Annotated in this window: 12 protein-coding genes; 6 read left to right on the top strand and 6 right to left on the bottom strand. The window is 70.4% G+C overall.

Features of this window, described 5'->3' with window-relative positions; translation table 11 throughout:
* Positions 1–93: 93 nt before the first annotated feature.
* The 3 genes from HCC61_RS05485 (at position 94) to HCC61_RS05475 (ending at position 4,974) form a co-directional block, all read left to right on the top strand.
* Positions 94–318 (top strand): SPOR domain-containing protein, encoded by a 225-nt coding sequence (locus HCC61_RS05485; protein ID WP_169134119.1) that lies wholly within the window; start codon positions 94–96, stop codon positions 316–318.
* Between the two features lie 59 nt (positions 319–377).
* Positions 378–2,858 carry a SpoIIE family protein phosphatase gene (locus tag HCC61_RS05480; protein WP_346777038.1) on the top strand — a complete coding sequence of 827 codons (2,481 nt, stop codon included), beginning with the start codon at positions 378–380 and terminating at the stop codon, positions 2,856–2,858.
* 328 nt (positions 2,859–3,186) lie between these two features.
* Positions 3,187–4,974 carry a SpoIIE family protein phosphatase gene (locus HCC61_RS05475; RefSeq protein ID WP_169134118.1) on the top strand — a complete coding sequence of 596 codons (1,788 nt, stop codon included), beginning with the start codon at positions 3,187–3,189 and terminating at the stop codon, positions 4,972–4,974.
* A gap of 162 nt (positions 4,975–5,136) precedes the next feature.
* Here the strand turns inward: HCC61_RS05475 and HCC61_RS05470 are convergent, their stop codons facing one another.
* The 6 genes from HCC61_RS05470 to HCC61_RS05445 form a co-directional block, all read right to left on the bottom strand.
* On the bottom strand, positions 5,137–6,936 hold the full coding sequence (locus HCC61_RS05470; protein WP_169134117.1) for a serine hydrolase domain-containing protein: 1,800 nt from the start codon (positions 6,934–6,936) through the stop codon (positions 5,137–5,139).
* Between the two features lie 549 nt (positions 6,937–7,485).
* Positions 7,486–8,388 carry a succinate dehydrogenase/fumarate reductase iron-sulfur subunit gene (locus tag HCC61_RS05465; RefSeq protein ID WP_169134116.1) on the bottom strand — a complete coding sequence of 301 codons (903 nt, stop codon included), beginning with the start codon at positions 8,386–8,388 and terminating at the stop codon, positions 7,486–7,488.
* Entirely contained in the window at positions 8,385–10,364 is a 1,980-nt protein-coding gene (locus HCC61_RS05460) for a fumarate reductase/succinate dehydrogenase flavoprotein subunit (RefSeq protein WP_169134115.1), read from the bottom strand. Before HCC61_RS05460 ends, HCC61_RS05465 begins: the two co-directional genes overlap by 4 nt.
* Positions 10,365–10,394: 30 nt before the next feature.
* Positions 10,395–11,177, bottom strand: coding sequence for a hypothetical protein (locus tag HCC61_RS05455; RefSeq protein WP_169134114.1), 783 nt, complete (start codon positions 11,175–11,177; stop codon positions 10,395–10,397).
* A 215-nt stretch (positions 11,178–11,392) separates the two neighbouring features.
* Positions 11,393–11,698 (bottom strand): hypothetical protein, encoded by a 306-nt coding sequence (locus HCC61_RS05450; protein WP_169134113.1) that lies wholly within the window; start codon positions 11,696–11,698, stop codon positions 11,393–11,395.
* Positions 11,699–11,994: 296 nt separating this feature from the next.
* Positions 11,995–13,050, bottom strand: a complete 1,056-nt coding sequence (locus HCC61_RS05445; RefSeq protein WP_169134529.1) for a bifunctional helix-turn-helix transcriptional regulator/GNAT family N-acetyltransferase — start codon at positions 13,048–13,050, stop codon at positions 11,995–11,997.
* Positions 13,051–13,414: 364 nt separating this feature from the next.
* Here HCC61_RS05445 and HCC61_RS05440 point away from each other — a divergent pair, with 364 nt between their 5' ends.
* The 3 genes from HCC61_RS05440 to HCC61_RS05430 all read left to right on the top strand — a co-directional run bounded on the left by HCC61_RS05440 (position 13,415) and on the right by HCC61_RS05430 (position 19,806).
* Entirely contained in the window at positions 13,415–15,715 is a 2,301-nt protein-coding gene (locus tag HCC61_RS05440; protein WP_169134112.1) for an ABC transporter family substrate-binding protein, read from the top strand.
* A gap of 257 nt (positions 15,716–15,972) precedes the next feature.
* Positions 15,973–17,844, top strand: a complete 1,872-nt coding sequence (typA, locus tag HCC61_RS05435) for a translational GTPase TypA (protein ID WP_169134111.1) — start codon at positions 15,973–15,975, stop codon at positions 17,842–17,844.
* A gap of 321 nt (positions 17,845–18,165) precedes the next feature.
* On the top strand, positions 18,166–19,806 hold the full coding sequence (locus HCC61_RS05430; protein ID WP_169134110.1) for an ABC transporter substrate-binding protein: 1,641 nt from the start codon (positions 18,166–18,168) through the stop codon (positions 19,804–19,806).
* The last annotated feature ends 9 nt before the right edge of the window (positions 19,807–19,815 follow it).

Raw genomic sequence — 19,815 nt, 5'->3', positions numbered from 1 at the left:
GGCTCCGCCCGCGTGCGAACATGTGGCCGAAATCGATGCCTCGTAGTGCCAAGCCGAATGCGGTGAGTGAAGGCCCGGCGTAAGCTCCGGCATATGCGAAGCGTGAGCGGTGACGGCGACACTGTGCTGCCCTGGCACGTCATACGTGAGGACGGCCACGGCAACCGCTATCGCGTGGGCAGCTACGCCACCCGTACGGAAGCACAGCAGGTAGCGGAACGGCTCGGGGGGAGCGGGGGCCGCGCGAGGGGCGGCGACGAGGGCGACGGCAGCTATCTGGTCGAGCCCCTGGGGTGCGCGAGCGGCGAATACGCCTGATCGGGCCCAGAATCGGTAGCAGGGACCTTTCGTTCCCGGCTGCCCGGAAGGTCCGGGCGGTGAGCTACCCGATCAGGGACGTGGGCGGTGTGAGCACAGGACCCTCCGAGGGAGTGGCCTCGATCCTCGACACCCTCCGAGTCGGCACCGTCATGCTCGACGGCAAGGGAAAGATCCTCCTCTGGAACCCGATGACGGAGGAGATCCTCGGCTGGCGGGCGGACCAGGTCGTGGGCTGCCTCATCCAGGACTTCCTCGACGACGGGTACGGCGAGGGCGAGCTCCGCCGAAGAGACACACTGCGGAACGAGGGCCGCTGGCGCGGCAAGTTGCGCATCCTGCACAGCGCCGGACACCGCGTGCCGGTGGAGGGGCGCGTCTCGCTTCTCCACGACAGGCAGAACCGGCCCGTGATCCTCGCCAACATCGTCGAGACCAGCAGGATCCGGGCCGTCGAGCACGATCTGGCCGCGCTCGACGCCCTCTTCGAGTCCTCGCCGCTGGGCATCGCCGTGTTCGACAACGACAAGCGGTTCGTGCGCGTCAACGAGGCACTGGCCAGGCTGAACCAGCTCGGCGCCGAGGAGCACGTCGGCAGGTCCGTGCACGATGTGCTTCCGCCGTGGATGGCCGAGGAGGTCTCCACCGTCCAGTCGACCGTGCTGGAGACCGGGGAACCCGTCGTCGACGTCGTGATGCCCGCGCCGGACGGCCCGGGCTCGCGGTCCGTCTCGTACAGCAGGCTCACCACCGAGAAGGGCGAAGTGCTCGGCGTGAGCACCGTGATCATGGACATCACGGAGCGGCGTGAGGCGCTGGAGAAGATCGAAGCCGCGCGCGAGCGCCTGGCGCTCCTCGACGACGTCGGGGTCGGACTGGCCGACCGCTTCGACGTCACCGCCATCTCCCAGGCCCTCGCCTCCGCCCTCGTGCCGCGCCTCGCGGACTACGCGGGCGTGATGCTGATCGGCGCCGCGGCGCACGGCGGCGACCTGCCCGACATCGAGATGCTCACCGGCACACCGCTCTTCCAGCTCGGGGTCGCCGCCCGCGACGAGGGACCCACCGTCAACCGGATGCTCAGAGTCGGCCAGGATGTCCCGTTCCTCGCCGACTCCTTCTTCGGCCGGACGCTGGCCAGCGGCGTGCCCCACGTCGCTTCCTCACCGCGCGAACTGCTCGCCGCCACCTACCCCGGCGACCCGAAGATGCAGGCGGCACTCGACCTGAGCGTCCACTCGATGATGGCCGTGCCGCTGCGCGCCCGCGGCGTCGTACTCGGACTGCTCGTCGTCAGCCGCGCCGAGGGCCGGGAGCCCTTCGGCAGGGACGACATAGCACTGGCCATGGAACTGGCCGACCGCGCAGGCGTCTCGCTCGACAACGCCCGCCTGTACGCCCGCGAGCGCGCCGGCGCCCTGATGCTCCAGCGGAGCCTGCTGCCGCAGAAGGTGCCCGAGCCGCCCGGCGTACACGTGGCCTACCGCTATGTGCCGGGCAGCAGCGGCACCGAGGTCGGCGGCGACTGGTTCGACGTGATCCCGCTCGCCGGAGGACGGGTCGCCTTCGTCGTGGGCGACGTGATGGGGCACGGGCTGCACGCGGCCGTGACGATGGGCCGGATACGCACGGCCGTGAGGACGCTCGCGGGACTCGACCTGCCGCCGGACGAACTGCTGCGCCGCATCAACGACTTGGCGGACGACTTCGTGCAGAGTTCCGACGATCCGCTCGTGGCCACATGCGTCTACGCCGTCTACGACCCGTCCACGCGCCGGTGCAGCCTGGCCAAGGCCGGCCACCCGCCGCCGCTGCTGCTCACCGAGACCCCCGGTGGCGGTTGGGAGGCCCACACGCTCGAACTGCCCTCGGGCGCACCGCTCGGAGTCGGCGGAGTCCCCTTCGAGTCGTACGACCTCGAAGTCGTCGAGGGATCCGTGCTCATCCTCTACACCGACGGCCTCATCGAGTCCCGCGGCGAGGACATCAGCATCGGCATCGACCGCCTCTGCCGGATGCTCTCCGGCGGTCCCGTCCGGCGCGATCCGGGCACTCCGGAGAGCATCGAAGAGGCCTGCGACAGCGTCATCGACGACCTGGAGGGCAGGACGGCATCCCAGCCCGACGACGACGTGGCGCTGCTGATGGCGAAGCTCGGCGGACTGCCCCAGGGCAGCGCCGCGTCCTGGACGTTCCCGTCCGAGAGCTATGCCGTGCGCAGGGCCCGCGAGGTGGTACGCCGCACCCTGCACGAGTGGGGCCTGGACGCGCTGGAGGACACCACCGTGCTGCTCGTCAGCGAACTGGTCACCAACTCCATGCGATACGCGCACGGGCCGATCGGAGTCCGTATGGTGCGCGGCAGTTCACTGCTGCTGGAGGTCTCCGACCCGCTGCCGGACCCGCCGCGTGAACGCAGCGCCATGCCCGACGACGAGGGCGGCAGGGGCATCCGTCTCGTCGCCAGGGAGGCGCGCCGCTGGGGTACGCGGCACGGCCCGATGGGCAAGACCGTCTGGTTCGAGATCGCCCTTCCCTGATCCGAAGTGATCGTTCCCTGCGGGGAGTTGAGGCACGGCGGTGCCCCGTGACCCGCCCCGCCCGCGCTCCGGCGGCGTGCCAGGACCCTCCTCCCGTCGCGCGCCCTCATAGAAGATGGTTCGAACGGGCTCAGCCTGGTTAGGAGACAGATGTCCCTGCCGGATCAGGCCAGGGGGAGCGCACGGAGGTGTGAGGCCGCACGTCAGTTGTCGGAAGCGACGGGAACCACGAATTTCGTGCGGCGATCGGGAAGAGCGTGTTCCGGGTGCCTTACGCCTGCCACACTGCTCAGAGCCGGTGCCACACTGGTCACGGGAAGGGGCGGCGTTGAGCGATATCCCTGTGGAGGCAGGCAAGCCTGACGACGTTCGCCGCGCTCTCGCTCTGCTGAACGCGGCGGGCGCCCGCATCGGCAATTCGCTCGACCTGGAGACCACGGCCCGCGAACTGCTGGACGTCGGCGTACCGCAATTCTGCGATCTCGCGTCCGTGGACCTGTACATGGACGTACTGGCAGGTGACGAACCGCGTCCCGTCGGCCCCGGCGACGGCAGCGGCGAGCTGCGCCGCGTCGGCTTCGCCAGTTCGGTCTCGGAGGCCCCGCCGTCGATCAGCCGGGAGAACCGGAACCCGACGGGTTCGAGTCCGGTCACCGTGGGCGCGACCCACTGCTATCCGTACAACACGCCCTGCGCACAGGCGCTTCGAAGCGGGCGCGTGCAGCACATACCCGGGCAGGACGGCACCGTGCCGGTGCAGTTCGGTGCCGTGGTGCAGTCGACGCTGGCCGTGCCGATGGTCGCCCGCGACCGGGTGCTGGGGCTCGTGCAGTTCTCGCGGGTCAAGGGCAGCGAACCGTTCGGCGAACGGGACGCGGCGCTCGCCGCCGAACTCGCCTCCCGCGCCGCCGTATGCATAGACAACGCGCGCCTCTACCGGCGCGAGCACGAGCGGGCGCTGATACTTCAGCGCAGCCTGCTGCCGCCCGGCGATCCCGAAGCCGCCGGCCTCGACATCGCCTGCCGCTATCTGCCCGGCAATCCGGCGACCGAGGTCGGCGGCGACTGGTTCGACGTCATCGAACTTCCCGGGCACCGCACCGCCGTCGTCGTCGGCGACGTGATGGGCCGCGGGCTGCGCGCCGCCGTCGCCATGGGCGAACTGCGCACCGCCGTACGGACGTTGGCGCTCACCACCGACATGGAGCCCGCCGAGGTGCTGGGCGCCCTGGACGAGATCGCGCGGGGGCTCGGAGACTCACCGGGCTCGCAGCGCGGCAGCGACCATCTGGCCGAGGTCTATCTGGCCACATGCATCTTCGCCGTCTACGACCCGGTCTCGCGCCGCTGCACCATAGCCAACGCCGGTCATCTGCCGCCTGTACTCGTCGAACCGGACGAGCCGGCGCTGCTGTTGGAGGTTCCCAAGGGCGTACCGCTGGGCGTCGGCGGCGAGCCCTTCGAAGAGATCGAGATGGAGCTCAACGACGGTTCGATGATCGCGCTCTACACCGACGGTCTCGTCGAGTCGCGCGAACACCCCATCGACGAGGGCCTGGGCTCCCTGCGGGCGGCTCTCACCGACGCCACCGAATCCCTGGAGAACGTCGCCGACCAGGTGCTGACGACCCTCAACGTCCACCACGGAGAGGACGACATCGCGCTGCTCGTCGCGCGAGTGCAGGGCCTGCCCGACGGCGCCGTCGGCGACTGGACGCTCTCCGCGGAGCCGCGCTCCGTGGCCCGCGCCCGCGAACTGACCCGCGAGCAGCTGTCCGCATGGGAGTTGGGCGCTCTCGCCGATACCGCCGAACTCCTCGTGAGCGAGCTGGTGACGAACGCGCTGCGGCACGGGGAGGGCGAGATAAGGCTCCGGCTGCTGCTGGACCGCACCCTCGTGTGCGAGGTGTGGGACTCCGGGCTGGTGCAGCCGCGCAGACGCCGCGCGCATGTCACGGACGAGGGCGGCAGGGGACTGCAACTGGTCGGGCTGCTCAGCGCCGGCTGGGGCAGCAGGCGTACGCACCGCGGAAAGACCGTCTGGTTCGAACTGGCCCGCCCCGGCGAGAACTCCAAGCCCGCCGACCCCACGGAAGCGCTGCTCAGCCTCTTCTGAGCCGGGCGCGAACTCCCCGCGCGTGAACTCCCCGGGCGGGAACTCCGCGCGTGTGAACTTCCCGCCCCCGTCCCGGCGTTGGCGTCGGCACCTACGCCACGATCGGCGCGCCGCGGAAGTCCGGCAGGTGAATCCGCCGTCCACGACCCGCGTTTCGCGCCGTCAGTTCTCCGAGAGCTTCCAACCCTCCGCGCACACGCGGGCGTTGTCACGCGGCCGTACGCTCATGAAGACCGGGCGGGGCCCGCTCAGCACCCTGATGTCGTCCAGGTAGACGCCGCGGCCCTGCTGCTCCTCGTCGGTGACGTACCGCCAGCGCACCGCCGTCACGCCGTCCGGCAGCTCGCCCTGTGCGTGCAGCCAGCGGCGCGCCGAGAAGCCGGAGAAGTCGCCCTTGCTCTGCCAACGCCGGTCGCCAGCGCGGAACTTCAGCGCCACGGGGTTCCACTTCGAGCCGTCGCCGGGCCGCGCGTCGGTGGTGGCCTCCACGGTGCACACGTCCGTGTCCTGGGTGTCGTACCAGAGCCGGAAGCGCAGCGACGCCTCGTCGGGCACCGGCTTCGTCAGCGGGACGCGGAGCGTGGCGGTCGCCTCGTCCCGCTGGCCCGAGTACCAGGCGGCGCGGGCGACCGCCGGACGCACCGGCACGGCACGCGCCAGGCGGCGTGCGGGCGCCCGGCGGTAGACGCTCTCGGTGCCCCAGTCGCGGGTGGGGTGCACGCGGTTGGTCATCAGCACGAAGAGCGTGCCGGCCAGCGGGTCGGCCACGATGCACGGCCCGGTGTAGCCGGTGTGCCCGGTGGTGACGGGCGAGGTGAGGGCGTCCATGTAGAAGCGCTGGTCGAGCTGCCAGCCGAGACCGCGGGCCGCGTCCTCGCCCATCCCCGCGTTCTCGTTGGTGATCATGGCGCGGACCCACTCCTCGCCGAGCACCCGATGGCCGCCGTACGTACCGCCGTTGAGCACCATCTGGCCGAGGACCGCCATGTCGGCGGCAGTTGAGAAGACGCCCGCGTGACCGGCGACGCCGCCGAGGTAGTACGCCTTCTCGTCGTGCACCGATCCGCGCACCATGCCGCGGTCCGTCCACGGCTGGTACTCGGTCGCGGCGATCCGGTCCAGCTCGGACTTCGGAGGGTTGTAGCCGGTGTCGTCCATGCCGAGCGGCCCGGTGATCAGCTCGGCGACCAGCTCCTCCAGTCCCTTGCCGCTGATCTCTTCCAGCAGGCGGCCCGCGGTGATGAGGTTGAGGTCGGAGTAGGTGTAGTGCTCGCCCGGCGGGTTGTCGAGCGGCTCGGCGTAGATGGCGGCCATCCGCGCCTCGTTGTCCGGGTAGGACTTCAGGTCCATGTCGGCCTTCATGCCCGAGGTGTGGGTCACCAACTGCCGTACGACGATGGGGGACTTGGCCGGGTCGCTGTCGTCGAAGCGCGGCAGGTAGCGCGCGACCGGGGCGTCGAGGTCGAGCGCGCCCTTCTCGGCGTGCGCGACCAGCACCACGGAAGTGAAGAGCTTCGAGACCGACGCCATGTCGAAGATCGTGTCCTCGCGCATGGGCACCCACTGGTCCCGCGGCAGCTCGACCGCCTGGCCGGCCGCGGCGTCCCAGGACGCGTAGCGCAGCGCATGACCGCGTGCCGCGTGCTCGACGACCACGCCGTTGCGGGCGGCCAGCACTACGAAGCCCGGGTGCGAGGGGTGCGGCCGCCCCGGTCCCGGCCGCATGTACTCCTCGGCCGCGGGCACGATCCGCTCCACCTCGGCCCGCAGCAGTCCCGCGCGCTTGGGGCTGCCCCGGCGCAGGGTGCGGGGACGGAAGCACAGGTCGGCGGGGGTCACGGTGGGCGGACCCTCCGGACCGGCGCCGTACGGTGTCGCGGCGAAGGCGGGGACGGAGCCCGGGCCGACCCCGGAGGCGAGCGCGACGCTGCCGACGGTGCCGATGAATTGCCGGCGTCTCATCGTGATCGATCCCCTGCCATGTCGAGTACGGACGTACGGACGGGACGAGGCCGGGAGACGGCCCCGCGCGACGGTGCTGCTGCCTGTCCGTGCGCCCCGCCGGCGGCGGTGCCGCCCACGCGGCGTCCGGACTACCGGCAGCGTAGCCAGCGCGGGGCCGCCATGAGCGGTTGTACGGGGATGTCGTTGGTACGGCCAATGACGGCGGGCGGCCGTCGGGCCGGGTCGGGTGAAGTCCCTGAAACCCCGGAAAACAGCGGAAAGCCGCATGCGGTGCGGAACGGGCGGAAGAGGCGTCACGGGAGCGCGCGGACGCGCACCCCCGTGACGGACCTCATACGGGGCAGGGCCGGTGCCTCACGGGCACCGGCCTCGGTTCGGGCCCGGCCGGGTGCCCGTACTCGGGCCCCGCTCAGGCCCCGCTCGTGCCCCGCGGACCCAGCTCCGGGCCTGCCCGGCCCCAGGCTCTGCCCGGACCTGCGCTCTGCCCGGACCCAGGCTGTGCCCGGCTCCGGCTCTGCCCGGACCTGCGCTCTGCCCGGGCCCGGATCAGGCCCCGTTACGGCGCCTGATCTTGTTGCCGAGCCAGACCAGCGGATCGTACTTACGGTCCGCGGCCCGCTCCTTGAGCGGGATCAGCGCATTGTCGGTGATCTTGATCCCCTCGGGGCAGACCTCCGTACAGCACTTGGTGATGTTGCAGTAGCCCAGCCCGTGGTCCTCCTGCGCGCTGGACTTGCGGTCCAGCCCGGACTCCTCGGCGGCGTCCAGCGGGTGCATGTCCAGCTCGGCCATCCGCATCAGGAAGCGCGGGCCCGCGAAGGCCTCCTTGTTCTCCTCGTGGTCGCGCACCACGTGGCACACGTCCTGGCACAGGAAGCACTCGATGCACTTGCGGAACTCCTGCGAGCGCCCGACGTCCTCCTGCTGCATCCGGTACTCGCCCGGCCCCAGGTCCTTCGGAGGCACGAAGGCCGGGATCTCCCGCGCCTTCTTGTAGTTGTACGACACGTCCGTGACCAGGTCCCGCATCACCGGGAAGGCCCGCAGCGGCGTGATCGTGACGGTCTCCGAACGCTCGAAGACCGACATCCGCGTCATGCACAGCAGCCGTGGCCGGCCGTTGATCTCCGCGCTGCACGAACCGCACTTGCCCGCCTTGCAGTTCCAGCGGACCGCCAGGTCCGGGGCCTGCGTGGCCTGGAGCCGGTGGACGATGTCGAGCACGACCTCGCCCTCGAAGACCTCTACCTTGAAGTCCTTGAGAGCGCCGCCCTCGGTGTCGCCCCGCCAGACCCGGAAGTTCGCGATGTAGCTCGTACCGGACGAGTCGGGGGCGCCGCCGCTGACGGCTCCCGGCGTACCGGTGCCCTCGGCGGTGCCCTCCGCGTCCCGCGCGCCGGGGCGCGTGTGCGTACCCGTGCCCTCGCCTGCATGCGTCTCGGCGCTCATTCGGTCGTCAGCTCCTCGTCGGTCAGGTACTTGATCAGCTCCTCCTTCTCGAAGAGCTCCAGCAGATCCGGGCGGATCGGCGGCATGTCACGTCGCCTCAGCCCGATGCGTCCGCGGTCGGCACGCTTCGCCGCGTCGCCGGGCTGGGTGGAGGCGTCCAGCGAGACGGGCTCGTCGGCCAGCGTGCAGACCAGGTTCGAGCGCCGCCACTGGCGGTCCATGTCCGGATAGTCGTCGCGGGTGTGACCGCCGCGCGACTCGGTGCGGGTCAGCGCGGCTCGCGCCACGCACTCGCTCACCAGCAGCATGTTGCGCAGGTCGATCGCGAGGTGCCAGCCCGGGTTGAACTGGCGGTGCCCCTCGACGCCCGCGTACGTCGCGCGTACGCGCAGCTCGGCCAGCCGCTCCAGCGCCTGACTCATCTCCTCGTCGCGGCGGATGATGCCCACGAGGTCGTTCATGGACTGCTGGAGGTGCTGGTGGATCGTGTACGGATTCTCCGCGGGCTCGCCGTCCGGCACCTCCGCGGCGCTGAACGGACGCAGAGCTTCCGCCGCGGCCTGCTCGATCTGCTCGTCGCCGACGGCGGGCCGTCCGTCGCCCTTGAGCGAGGAGGCGTACTGCGCGGCGTGCAGACCCGCGCGGCGCCCGAAGACCAGCAGGTCGGAGAGGGAGTTGCCGCCGAGCCGGTTCGAGCCGTGCATGCCGCCGGCCACCTCGCCCGCCGCGTACAGGCCCGTGACGCCGACCGCCGCCGCCGTGTCCGGGTCGACGTCGACGCCGCCCATCACGTAGTGGCAGGTCGGGCCGACCTCCATGGCCTCGCTCGTGATGTCCACGTCCGCCAGCTCCTTGAACTGGTGGTGCATGGACGGCAGCCGGCGCCGGATCACCTCGGGCGACATCCGGGTCGAGACGTCGAGGAAGACGCCGCCGTGCGGTGAGCCGCGGCCCGCCTTGACCTCGGAGTTGATGGCGCGGGCGACCTCGTCGCGGGGCAGCAGCTCGGGTGGTCGCCGGTTGTTCTCCGGGTCCTCGTACCAGCCGTCGGCCTCTTGCTCGGACTCGGCGTACTTCTCCTTGAAGACGTCCGGGATGTAGTCGAACATGAACCGCTTGCCCTCGGAGTTGCGCAGCACCCCGCCGTCGCCCCGTACCGACTCGGTGACGAGGATGCCCTTCACCGACGGCGGCCAGACCATCCCCGTGGGGTGGAACTGCACGAACTCCATGTTGATCAGCGAGGCACCGGCCAGCAGCGCCAGCGCGTGCCCGTCGCCCGTGTACTCCCAGGAGTTCGACGTCACCTTGAAGGACTTGCCGATGCCGCCGGTGGCCAGCACCACGGCGGGCGCCTCGATCACGAAGAAGCGGCCGGACTCCCGCTCGTAGCAGAAGACGCCCGAGACCTTCTCCCCCGAGCCGTCCGGGGCGGGCGACTTGAGGATCCGGGTGACCGTGCACTCCTGGAAGACCTTCAGCCTGGACTCGTAGTCCCCGGTCTCCTTGTAGTCCTCCTGCTGGAGCGAGACGGTCTTCTGCTGGAGCGTACGGATCAGCTCCAGGCCCGTACGGTCGCCGACGTGCGCCAGGCGCGGATACTCGTGCCCGCCGAAGTTGCGCTGGGAGATCCGGCCGTCGGCGGTGCGGTCGAAGAGCGCGCCCCAGGTCTCCAGCTCCCAGACCCGGTCCGGGGCCTCCTTGGCGTGCAGTTCGGCCATGCGCCATTGGTTGAGGAACTTGCCGCCGCGCATGGTGTCGCGGAAGTGGACCTCCCAGTTGTCACCGGGGTTGGCGTTGCCCATGCTGGCGGCGATTCCGCCCTCGGCCATCACCGTGTGCGCCTTGCCGAACAGGGACTTGCAGATCACTGCCGTGCGCAGTCCCTGTTCGCGTGCCTCGATCGCCGCCCGCAGACCGGCGCCGCCCGCGCCGACGATGACGACATCCCACTGCTGGCGTTCGACTTGCGTCATTTGTCGTGCATCCCTCTCGAAGAAGCGTGGTCAGAACAGCTGCGGATCGGTGAAGGCACCGGTCGCCAGCAGGTACACGTAGAAGTCGGCGAGGCCCACGCTCAGAAGCGAGGCCCAAGCCAGCCCCATGTGACGGCTGTTGAGCTTTCCGACCAGACCCCACATGCGGTACCGCACGGGATGCTTCGAGAAGTGCTTGAGCCGCCCGCCGACGATGTGCCGGCAGGAGTGGCACGAGATGGTGTACGCCCAGATCAGCACGATGTTGACGAGGAAGACCAGGGTGCCGAGGCCCATGTGGCCCCACTCGTAGTCGGAGTTGCGGAAGCCGAGGAGCGTGTCCCAGGTGAGGATGAGCGCCACCCCGACCGCCGCGTAGAAGAAGTAGCGGTGGACGTTCTGGAGGATCAGCGGCAGCTTCGTCTCGCCGCTGTAGCTCTTGTGCGGCTCGGCGACCGCGCAGGCCGGGGGAGCGGCCCAGAAGCCGCGGTAGTAGGCCTTGCGGTAGTAGTAGCAGGTGAGCCGGAAGCCCAGCGGGAAGATCAGGATGATCAGCGCGGGCGAGAGCGGCCACCAGTCCCCGAACAGCGCCCAGTTGGGGCCGCCCTGCATCTTCTCGCAGCTTGAGGCGAGGCACGGGGAGTAGAAGGGCGAGACGTACGGCGCGTGGTAGTAGTCCGTGTCCGCGAACGCGCGCCACGTCGAGTACACGACGAAGGCGAACAGGCCGAACGCGGTGGACGCGGGAGCGAGCCACCAGCGGTCCGTGCGCAGATGCCGCTCGGGAATGGCGGCACGCGTGCCGGTGCGCACTCCACCGGTGGCGGGCGGAGTGCTCGTGCTTCCTGTGCTGCTCGTATTCGGTTGGGGTCGGGTGCCAGTGGCCAACGGTTTCTCCGGTATGGGCGACTTGTCAGTTGAGAGTGCCTCTTGAGCTGCCGGACCGGGCTCCGCGACCGCGGTGGTGGCCGTGGTCGCTGCCGGGGCCGTGACCGCCGCCGGTCCGGCTCAGCTCGGGGGCGCGGGGCTCACGGCGCGTGCCGGTCCTTGGCGCCCACCCCCTCGTCATCGACGTCCGACCACAGGCCGTGGTCGTAGGGCTTGTCCGGGATCGTCACCATCTCGGGGTGCGCCGGTCCCGGCGCACCGGCGGCCGGTGAGGCCGCGCGCAGCAGGGACAGGGACTCCCGCAGGTGCTCGGCGTCGCTGCGTACGCGCCTGACCTCCAGGCTGCTGCCGAGGGTGCGCTCCAGTCGGTCGACGGTCCGGGTGAGCTCGTCGAGGCAGCGCTGGGCCGCCGTCAGGTCGTCGTGCAGTGACGTGTGAGGTGACATGCGTGCCTACCTCCGCTGGTCTTGGCGGCTGGCTTGTGTACATGAGCGCCTTGCGTGCCCAGGTGAGATGGCGAGTGTCGCTCTTCACACTCCCCGTTGTGAAGGGCGCTGCACGGGTTTACCCCCTGCGGGGCATTCCGGCCGGATCCCGTAACCCGGACGGGGCGGGACGCTTGCGCCGGGTCCACAAAGACGCAGGGCCGCCCGTACCACCGCCGCGATCAGCCGAGTCTCTTACGGGCAGGTCTCCGGCGCGGTCCGTGCAGGGTCCCGTGCGGTGCGCGAGCACCGCACGGTCACAGCACGAGACGCCAGTCCTGGCCCGTCAGATCGTGGCCGAAACTGTGGTGCCGGTCCTCTCCCAGCAGCTCGAAACCGGCCCGCTGATAGATGCGCCTCGCCGCGGCCAGCACGTCGTTGGTCCACAGCACCAACTCCCGGTAGCCGGCCGCGCGCGCGAAGTCCACGCACTCGGCGACGAGGCGGTCCCCGACCCCGTGGCCGCGGGCGGACGGGTCGACGAGCAGCAGGCGCAGCCTGGCGGTGTGTGGGGGCGTGCGCGCGGCACCGTCGGCGGCCGTGCCCTCGTCCCCGGCGGGGTTCGCGGCGGCGTCTTCGGCGGCGTCCTCGGCGGTGTCGTCCACGCACATCACGCATCCCGCCCGCCGCCCGTCGAGCTCCGCGATCCAGACCGCTTCGCGCTCCGGGTCGTGGCCGGCGGCGAAGCCCGCGACGATGCGCGCGACGAGCGCCTCGTACGTTCCGTCCCAGCCGAACTCCTCCGCGTACACGGCCGCGTTGCGCTCGACGATCCAGCCGAGGTCGCCGGGGCGCGGGCCCCGGATCCGTACGCGCGCCGCGGCCTCCTCCTTCGCGGGTCCGTGGCCCGTGGCCTCCCTTTCCGCGGGGGCCGTCCCGACGGGCCGGGCCTTCGCCTTCCGCGTGCCGCGGTCCTCCAGGATCCGCCGGGCCGTGCGCAGGCTCCGCGCCAGCCGCTCGCGGTCCGCCCCCGCCATGCCGTCCATCAGCGACTCGACCGCGCTCTGCGAACGCTCCTCCAGCAGCCCCGCCGCCTCCCTCCCCTCCGCGGTCAGCTCCACCTCGACCCGCCGGGCGTCCCGCGCCGACGGCCTGCGGCTGACGAGCCCGCGCTCCTCGAAGCGCGCGAGCATCCGGCTCAGCTGGCCCGCGTCCACGGACAGCGCGGACCGCAGATCGGCGGCGTCGGCCCGCGTCGCGTGCACCAGCTCGTAGAGCACGCGGGCCTCGGTGAGGGTGTACGGGGTGTGCAGGTGGCGGCTGTAGTCAAGCGCGCCGATGAGGTTCGTGTAGAAGCGGTTGAAGGCCCGCATCTCCTGGGCGGTCCCGGTGCGGGTCGTGGCCGGAGCAGTCACGGAGGCCTCCCCTCTCCTCGGCTCGGCCCTTCTTCGGCCGGCCGAAGTTCCATTGACTGAGTCAAAGGTATTGCCTCCGCGGCCACTTGTCTCCCCTCGGGCGTCCAGGCACGGGACCGGCCGATTCCGGGGCCGTACGAACCCCTGTGGTCCGCATGGGTGGCGTGCCGCGTGACCCGGCCGAGCCTCCGGGTCACGGCTCACGGCCTCCCCTTCAGTGGGCGATAGATGTGATGAAACGCCTATGCCGCCGAACGTGCCCACGCAGGCACCGAGCCGCGTGTACGCACAGTCGGACCCCGTCAGCCCCGGAGGTTCAGACATGCAAGCCGCGAAAGCTCTCGACGCAGCCACCCGGCGTTCACTGGCACTCCTCCTGGCCGGCGCACTGATCCCCCTCGCCGGATGCACGTCCGGCGACGGCTCAGGTCCCAGCTCCGAAGGAGGCGGCAGCGGTGCGTCGAGGGACGTACCGCATCTCGACCGCGAGCAGATCGCCTCGGGCGGCACGCTGCACTGGGCGGTCGACGCCCTTCCCACCACGCTGAACGCCTTCCAGCCCAAGGCCGACGCCACGACCGAGCGCATCACCGGCGCCACGCTGCCGAGCCTCTTCAAGCTGGACGCGGCGGCCCGTCCGCAGCCCGACCCGGACTATCTCCAGAGCGCCGACGTCACCGGACGCGAGCCGCACCAGACCGTCGTCTACAAGCTCAACCCGAAGGCGAAGTGGAGCAGCGGGCGCCGTATCGGCGTGGCCGACTTCAAGGCCCAGTGGCAGGCCCTGAACGGAAAGCGGAAGTCCTTCGGCGCCGCACGCAACGCGGGCTACGACCGGATCGGCAAGGTGACCAGGGGAGCGAACGCCCACGAGGTGAAGGTCGTCTTCCGCAAGCCGTACGCGGACTGGAAGTCGCTGTTCGCGCCGCTCTACCCGCGGAACGTCATGAACAGCGCCGACCACTTCAAGCACGCCGCCGGCCGGTCGCTCTCCAACTCCGCCGGACCGTTCCGCGTCGAGAGGATCCAGCGGGACGACACCACCGTCACGCTCGTACGCAACGGCAAGTGGTGGGGGGACCCGGCCAAGCTGAAGCGGATCACGCTCCGCGTCGTACCGCGGGACCAGCGCAAAGAGGCGCTGAAGCAGGGGCAGTTGGACCTCGCCGAGGTCGACGTGGCGACCGTGCGCAGCATCGTCCGCGCCCACAAGGGCGGGGAGGGGGACGCGAAGAGCCGGAAGGGCGGGGAGCACCCGCGCAAGTCCGCGGCGGAGCTGCGGAAGCAGGCGAAGCGGGACGGCGGGCTGCGCCACGTCGCCGTGCGCCACGCCTTCGAGCCCGCGTACACGCAGCTCGCGCTCAACGGCTCGGAGGGTCCGCTCGCCGACGAGCGCGTACGGCGGGCCGTCGCCCGCGCCATCGACCGGGAGGCCATCGCGAAGCAGGCGCTGCGGGGTACGGGGCTGCCCGTGAAGACCCTCGGCAGCCACCTGCGGATGATCGACCAGGACGGATACGCGGACAACAGCGACGCACTCGGCGACCAGGACGTGGAGTCGGCGCAGTCGCTGCTCGCCGAGGCGGGCTGGAAGGACGGCGGCGCGCGTTCGGGGCCGACCGGGGGCACGGACGCGAAGAAGGGCGAGCACGGCAAGAAGGAGGCCGGGGAGGACGCCGGAAAGAGCGACAAGAACGCGAAGGGGGACGAGAAGCGGAGCCAGAAGAAGAACGAGCAGGGGGAGGGGAAGGACGGCAAGGGCGGCAGCGACGGCGACGAAGGCGGCAAGAACGCACAGCACAGCAGCGCCCACGACCGCGCCGCGGGCGCAGTCCCCGCCCCCGCCGCCGTGCCCGTCAGCGAGCGGGAGGCCGCCCGTCTCGCCGCACAGCCGCTCACCCTCTCTCCCGTCACCGCGGGGCAGCGCGCGTCGCTGATGACGCAGGCGGCCCGCGTGCAGCTGCGCGACGCACGAGCCGGAGGCTCGGAGAGCAAGGTGCGCAGCGCCCGGGCCGCCGTCCGGAACGCCGAGGGGGCGCGTGCCGGCGCCGACGAGCTGCGGCTGCTCTCCGACGGCGGGGCGAAGGTGCAGCGCACCAAGGCGGGCAAGCCGCTGACGCTTCGCTTCGTGCTTCCCTCCGGGCCCGGGTCGGAGTCGATCAGGGCGACGGGTGCTCGTATCACCAAGGCGCTGACGCGCGTCGGCGTACGTACGAAGGTCGAGCAGGTGCCGGAGGAGGAGTACTTCGAGAAGCACATCGCCGCGGGCGACTACGACCTGGCCATCTACTCGTGGCCCGGCACGGCCTACCCGGCGACCGACGCCCGCCCGATCTTCGCCAAACCGGCCGCGGCGGCGGACGGTTCGCTGCTCGTCGAGCAGAACTACACGCGCGTCGGCACCAATCAGATCGACCAGCTCTTCGACCAGGCGTCGAGGGAGCTGGACGACGGCGCCCGCAACGACCTCATCGAGCGGGCGGACGCCCGGATCTGGGCGGCGGCGGGCTCGGTGCCCCTCTACCAGCGGCCGCAGCTCGTGGCGGCGGGGGAGAAGGTCGCCAACGCGGGTGCCTTCGGCTTCCAGTCGCCGCGCTACCAGGACATCGGTTTCGAGAAGTAGCCGGAGAGCGGCGGCGGCCGCACGAGCCGAGGCAGGAGGCAGCAGGCGGGAGGCAGCAGGCAGGAGGCAGGAGGCGGCGGACAGCGCGCAGCAGGCGTGAGCCGACGGCCCGGCCCCCACAGGGTGGAATCCGCCCGCAGGGTGGCCGGGCCTTACCATGGTCGGCGGAGCCGCGGCGAGATCCAGCCCGGCAGGGCGCGTGAGGAGCAGTCACGCACCGCGCCCCACCCACGACCCGGGAGAAGCGTCAGCCAGTCATGCCCACCCGCCACGACATCCGCAATGTCGCCATCGTCGCCCACGTCGACCACGGGAAGACCACCCTCGTCGACGCCATGCTCAAGCAGGCCGGGGCGTTCGCAGCGCACCAGCTGGAGTCGGTCGACGACCGGGTGATGGACTCCAGCGACCTGGAGCGCGAGAAGGGCATCACCATTCTCGCGAAGAACACCGCCGTGAAGTACCACCCCAAGGGCGGCGGTGACTCCGTCGTCATCAACATCATCGACACCCCCGGCCACGCCGACTTCGGCGGCGAGGTCGAGCGCGGCCTGTCGATGGTGGACGCCGTGGTGCTGCTGGTGGACGCCTCCGAGGGCCCGCTGCCGCAGACCCGTTTCGTGCTGCGCAAGGCGCTGGAGGCCCGCCTCCCCGTCATCCTCTGCATCAACAAGACGGACCGCTCCGACGCCCGCATCTCCGCCGTCGTCGACGACACCTACGACCTCTTCCTCGATCTGGACGCGGACGAGGAGCAGATCGAGTTCCCCATCGTCTACGCCTGCGCGCGCGACGGCGTGGCCTCGCTGACGCAGCCCGAGGACGGCGCCGTCCCCGCCGACAGCGACAGCCTGGAGCCGTTCTTCACCACGCTGCTGGAGACGGTCCCCGCGCCGACGTACGAGGAGGCCGCGCCGCTACAGGCGCACGTGACCAACCTCGACGCCGACAACTTCCTCGGCCGTATCGCGCTGCTGCGCGTGAAGAACGGCACGCTGAAGAAGGGGCAGTCGGTGGCCTGGCTCAAGCGCGACGGCACCGAGCAGAACGTCCGCATCACCGAGCTGCTGATGACCGACGCGCTGACCCGCAAGCCCGCCGAGGCCGCGGGCCCCGGGGACATCTGCGCGGTCGCGGGCATCCCCGACATCATGATCGGCGAGACGCTCGCCGACCCGGAGAACCCGGTCGCCCTGCCGCTCATCACCGTCGACGAGCCTGCGATCTCCATGACGATCGGCACGAACACCTCGCCGCTGGTCGGCAAGGGCGGCAAGCGCCACAAGGTGACCGCCCGTCTGGTGAAGGACCGGCTCGACCGCGAGCTGGTCGGCAACGTCTCGCTGCGCGTGCTGCCCACCGAGCGTCCCGACGCCTGGGAGGTGCAGGGCCGCGGCGAGCTGGCGCTCGCCATCCTCGTCGAGACCATGCGCCGTGAGGGCTTCGAGCTGACGGTCGGCAAGCCCGAGGTCGTCACGCGGGAGATCGACGGCAAGCTGCACGAGCCCGTGGAGCGCATGACGATCGACGCCCCCGAGGAGTTCATGGGCGCCATCACGCAGCTGATGGCGACCCGCAAGGGCCGCATGGAGACGATGACCAACCACGGGTCCGGCTGGATCCGCATGGAGTGGATCGTCCCGGCGCGCGGCCTGATCGGCTTCCGTACGGAGTTCCTTACCGAGACCAGGGGCACGGGCATCGCGCACAGCCTCTTCGAGGGGCACGAGAAGTGGTTCGGGGATCTGCGTACGCGGCGCAGCGGCTCGCTCGTCGCGGACAGGTCCGGCTCGGCGACGCCGTTCGCGATGATGAATCTCCAGGAGCGCGGCACGATCTTCATCGAGCCGGGCACCGAGGTGTACGAGGGCATGATCGTCGGCGAGAACTCGCGCTCCGACGACATGGACGTGAACATCACCAAGGAGAAGAAGCTCACCAACATGCGGGCGGCGGCGGCCGACACCACGGAGAACCTGGTGCCGCCGCGGAAGCTCTCCCTGGAGCAGGCGCTGGAGTTCTGCCGCGAGGACGAGTGCATCGAGGTCACCCCGGAGACGATTCGCATCCGCAAGGTGGAGCTGGACCAGAAGGCCCGGGGGCGGGCGGCGGCGCGCGCCAAGCGGTAGCGGCTGCTCCGCCGCGGGCTTCGCGGGCGCCGCGGTCCGGCGCCCGCCCGCTTCCTGTCCGTAGCCGTAGCCGTAGCCGCAGCCCTGCCCGTCTTCATCGAGCGGCGGTCCCCTGAGCCCGGTCACCCGGCCGGACGCACAGGGGGCCGCCGCTTTCCGTCGTGTGAATTCCCCCTGTCCGGCCCGCAATCGGGCCGCGGCGCACGGGGACCGGCGGGTGAATCACGGCCCGGGCGCGGTCATCGCAGCGAGATGGAAGCGCGCGAAGGGTGTTATCTGGTCCGCAAGGCAGGACGTCGGCGGTACCGAGGGAGGCACCCCATGCGTGGAGCCACGCGTGTCACGTGGGCATTCGGCTGTGCGACGGTGGTCACCCTGGCGGCCGCGGGTTGCGGCGGGGGAGCGGGCGGCGGAGCCGCGGCCGGTTCGGACGCCGGCATCGTGAGGGCCTTCTGGACCGACCCGCAGAATCCCCTGGAGCCCGCCAACACCAACGAGGTGCAGGGCGGCAAGGTCCTGGAGATGACGTTCCGGGGGCTCAAGCGCTACAACCCGCGCACCGGCAAGGCGGAGAACGCCGTCGCGAAGTCGATCAAGACCGACGACCAGCAGACCTTCGACATCACGCTGAAGAAGGGCTGGAAGTTCTCCGACGGCACGCCGGTCACGGCCGCGTCCTTCGTCGACGCCTGGAACTACGGCGCGCTCGTCAGCAACAACCAGGTCAGCTCGTACTTCTTCGAGTACATCGACGGCTACGACGATGTACACCCCGAGAACGAGAGCGCGAAGCCCAAGGCGAAGAAGATGTCCGGGCTCAAGGTGACGGGCAAGGACAGCTTCCAGGTGAGGCTCAATCAGAAGTTCTCGCAGTGGCCCGACACCCTCGGCTACGCCGCGTTCTCGCCGCTGCCCGAGAAGTTCTTCACCGACCACCAGAGCTGGCTGAAGAAGCCGGTCGGAAACGGCCCGTACAAGATCGACTCGTACACCAAGGGACAGTCCATGAGGCTGTCGGTGAACAAGAAGTACGCGGGTCCCGACAAGCCCAAGAACAAGGGCGTCGAGCTGAAGGTCTACACGGACCAGAACACCGGCTACACCGACTTGCAGGCCGGAAACCTCGACGTCTTCGACGAACTGCCCGCCGGGCAGCTGAAGAACGCGAAGCGCGACCTCGACGGCCGCTACATCAACCAGCCCGCGGGCATTCTCCAGACGCTCTCCTTCCCGCTGTACAGGAAGGAATGGCAGAGCGAGAAGGCCAAGCAGGTCCGGCGCGGTCTTTCGATGGCGGTCGACCGCAAGGAAGTGACCGAGAAGATCTACCACGGCACCCGCAGGCCGGCCGGCGACCTGACGTCCCCCGTGCTCTCCAAGTCCGGCGGCTTCGATCCGCGTCTGTGCGGCGAGGTGTGCGAGTACGACCCGAAGAAGGCGAAGAAGCTCATCGAGGACGCGGGCGGACTGCCGGGCGGCAAGCTCACGCTCACCTCGAACGTCGACACCGGCTCGCACCGTCAGTGGATGGACGCCGTCTGCAACAGCATCAACAACACGCTCGGCAAGAGCAACGCGTGCAGCGTCAATCCCGTGCCGACGTTCGGCGAATTCCGTAAGGACATCGCCGGGAAGAAGCTGAAGAGCATGTTCCGGACCGGCTGGCAGATGGACTATCCGCTGATCCAGAACTTCATGCAGCCGCTGTACTACACCGACGCCTCCTCCAACGACGCCGGATACTCCGACAAGCGCGTCGACAAGCTCATGGACGAGGCGAACGCCGCCGGCCGGACCGAGGCCGTCGAGAAATTCCAGAAGGCGGAGAAGATCGTGCTGGACGACCTCCCCGCCATTCCCCTCTGGTACCAGGACGGCAACGCGGGTTATTCGGACCGGGTGAGCGACGTACGGCTCAACCCCTTCTCCGTCCCGGTGTTCACCGACATCAGAGTCAAGTGAGAGTGTGAA

This window comes from Streptomyces sp. HNM0575, assembly GCF_012726265.1.
GTDB lineage: Bacteria > Actinomycetota > Actinomycetes > Streptomycetales > Streptomycetaceae > Streptomyces.
Note: the sequence above shows the minus strand (reverse complement) of the source record. Positions and strands in the feature narration are given on the sequence as shown.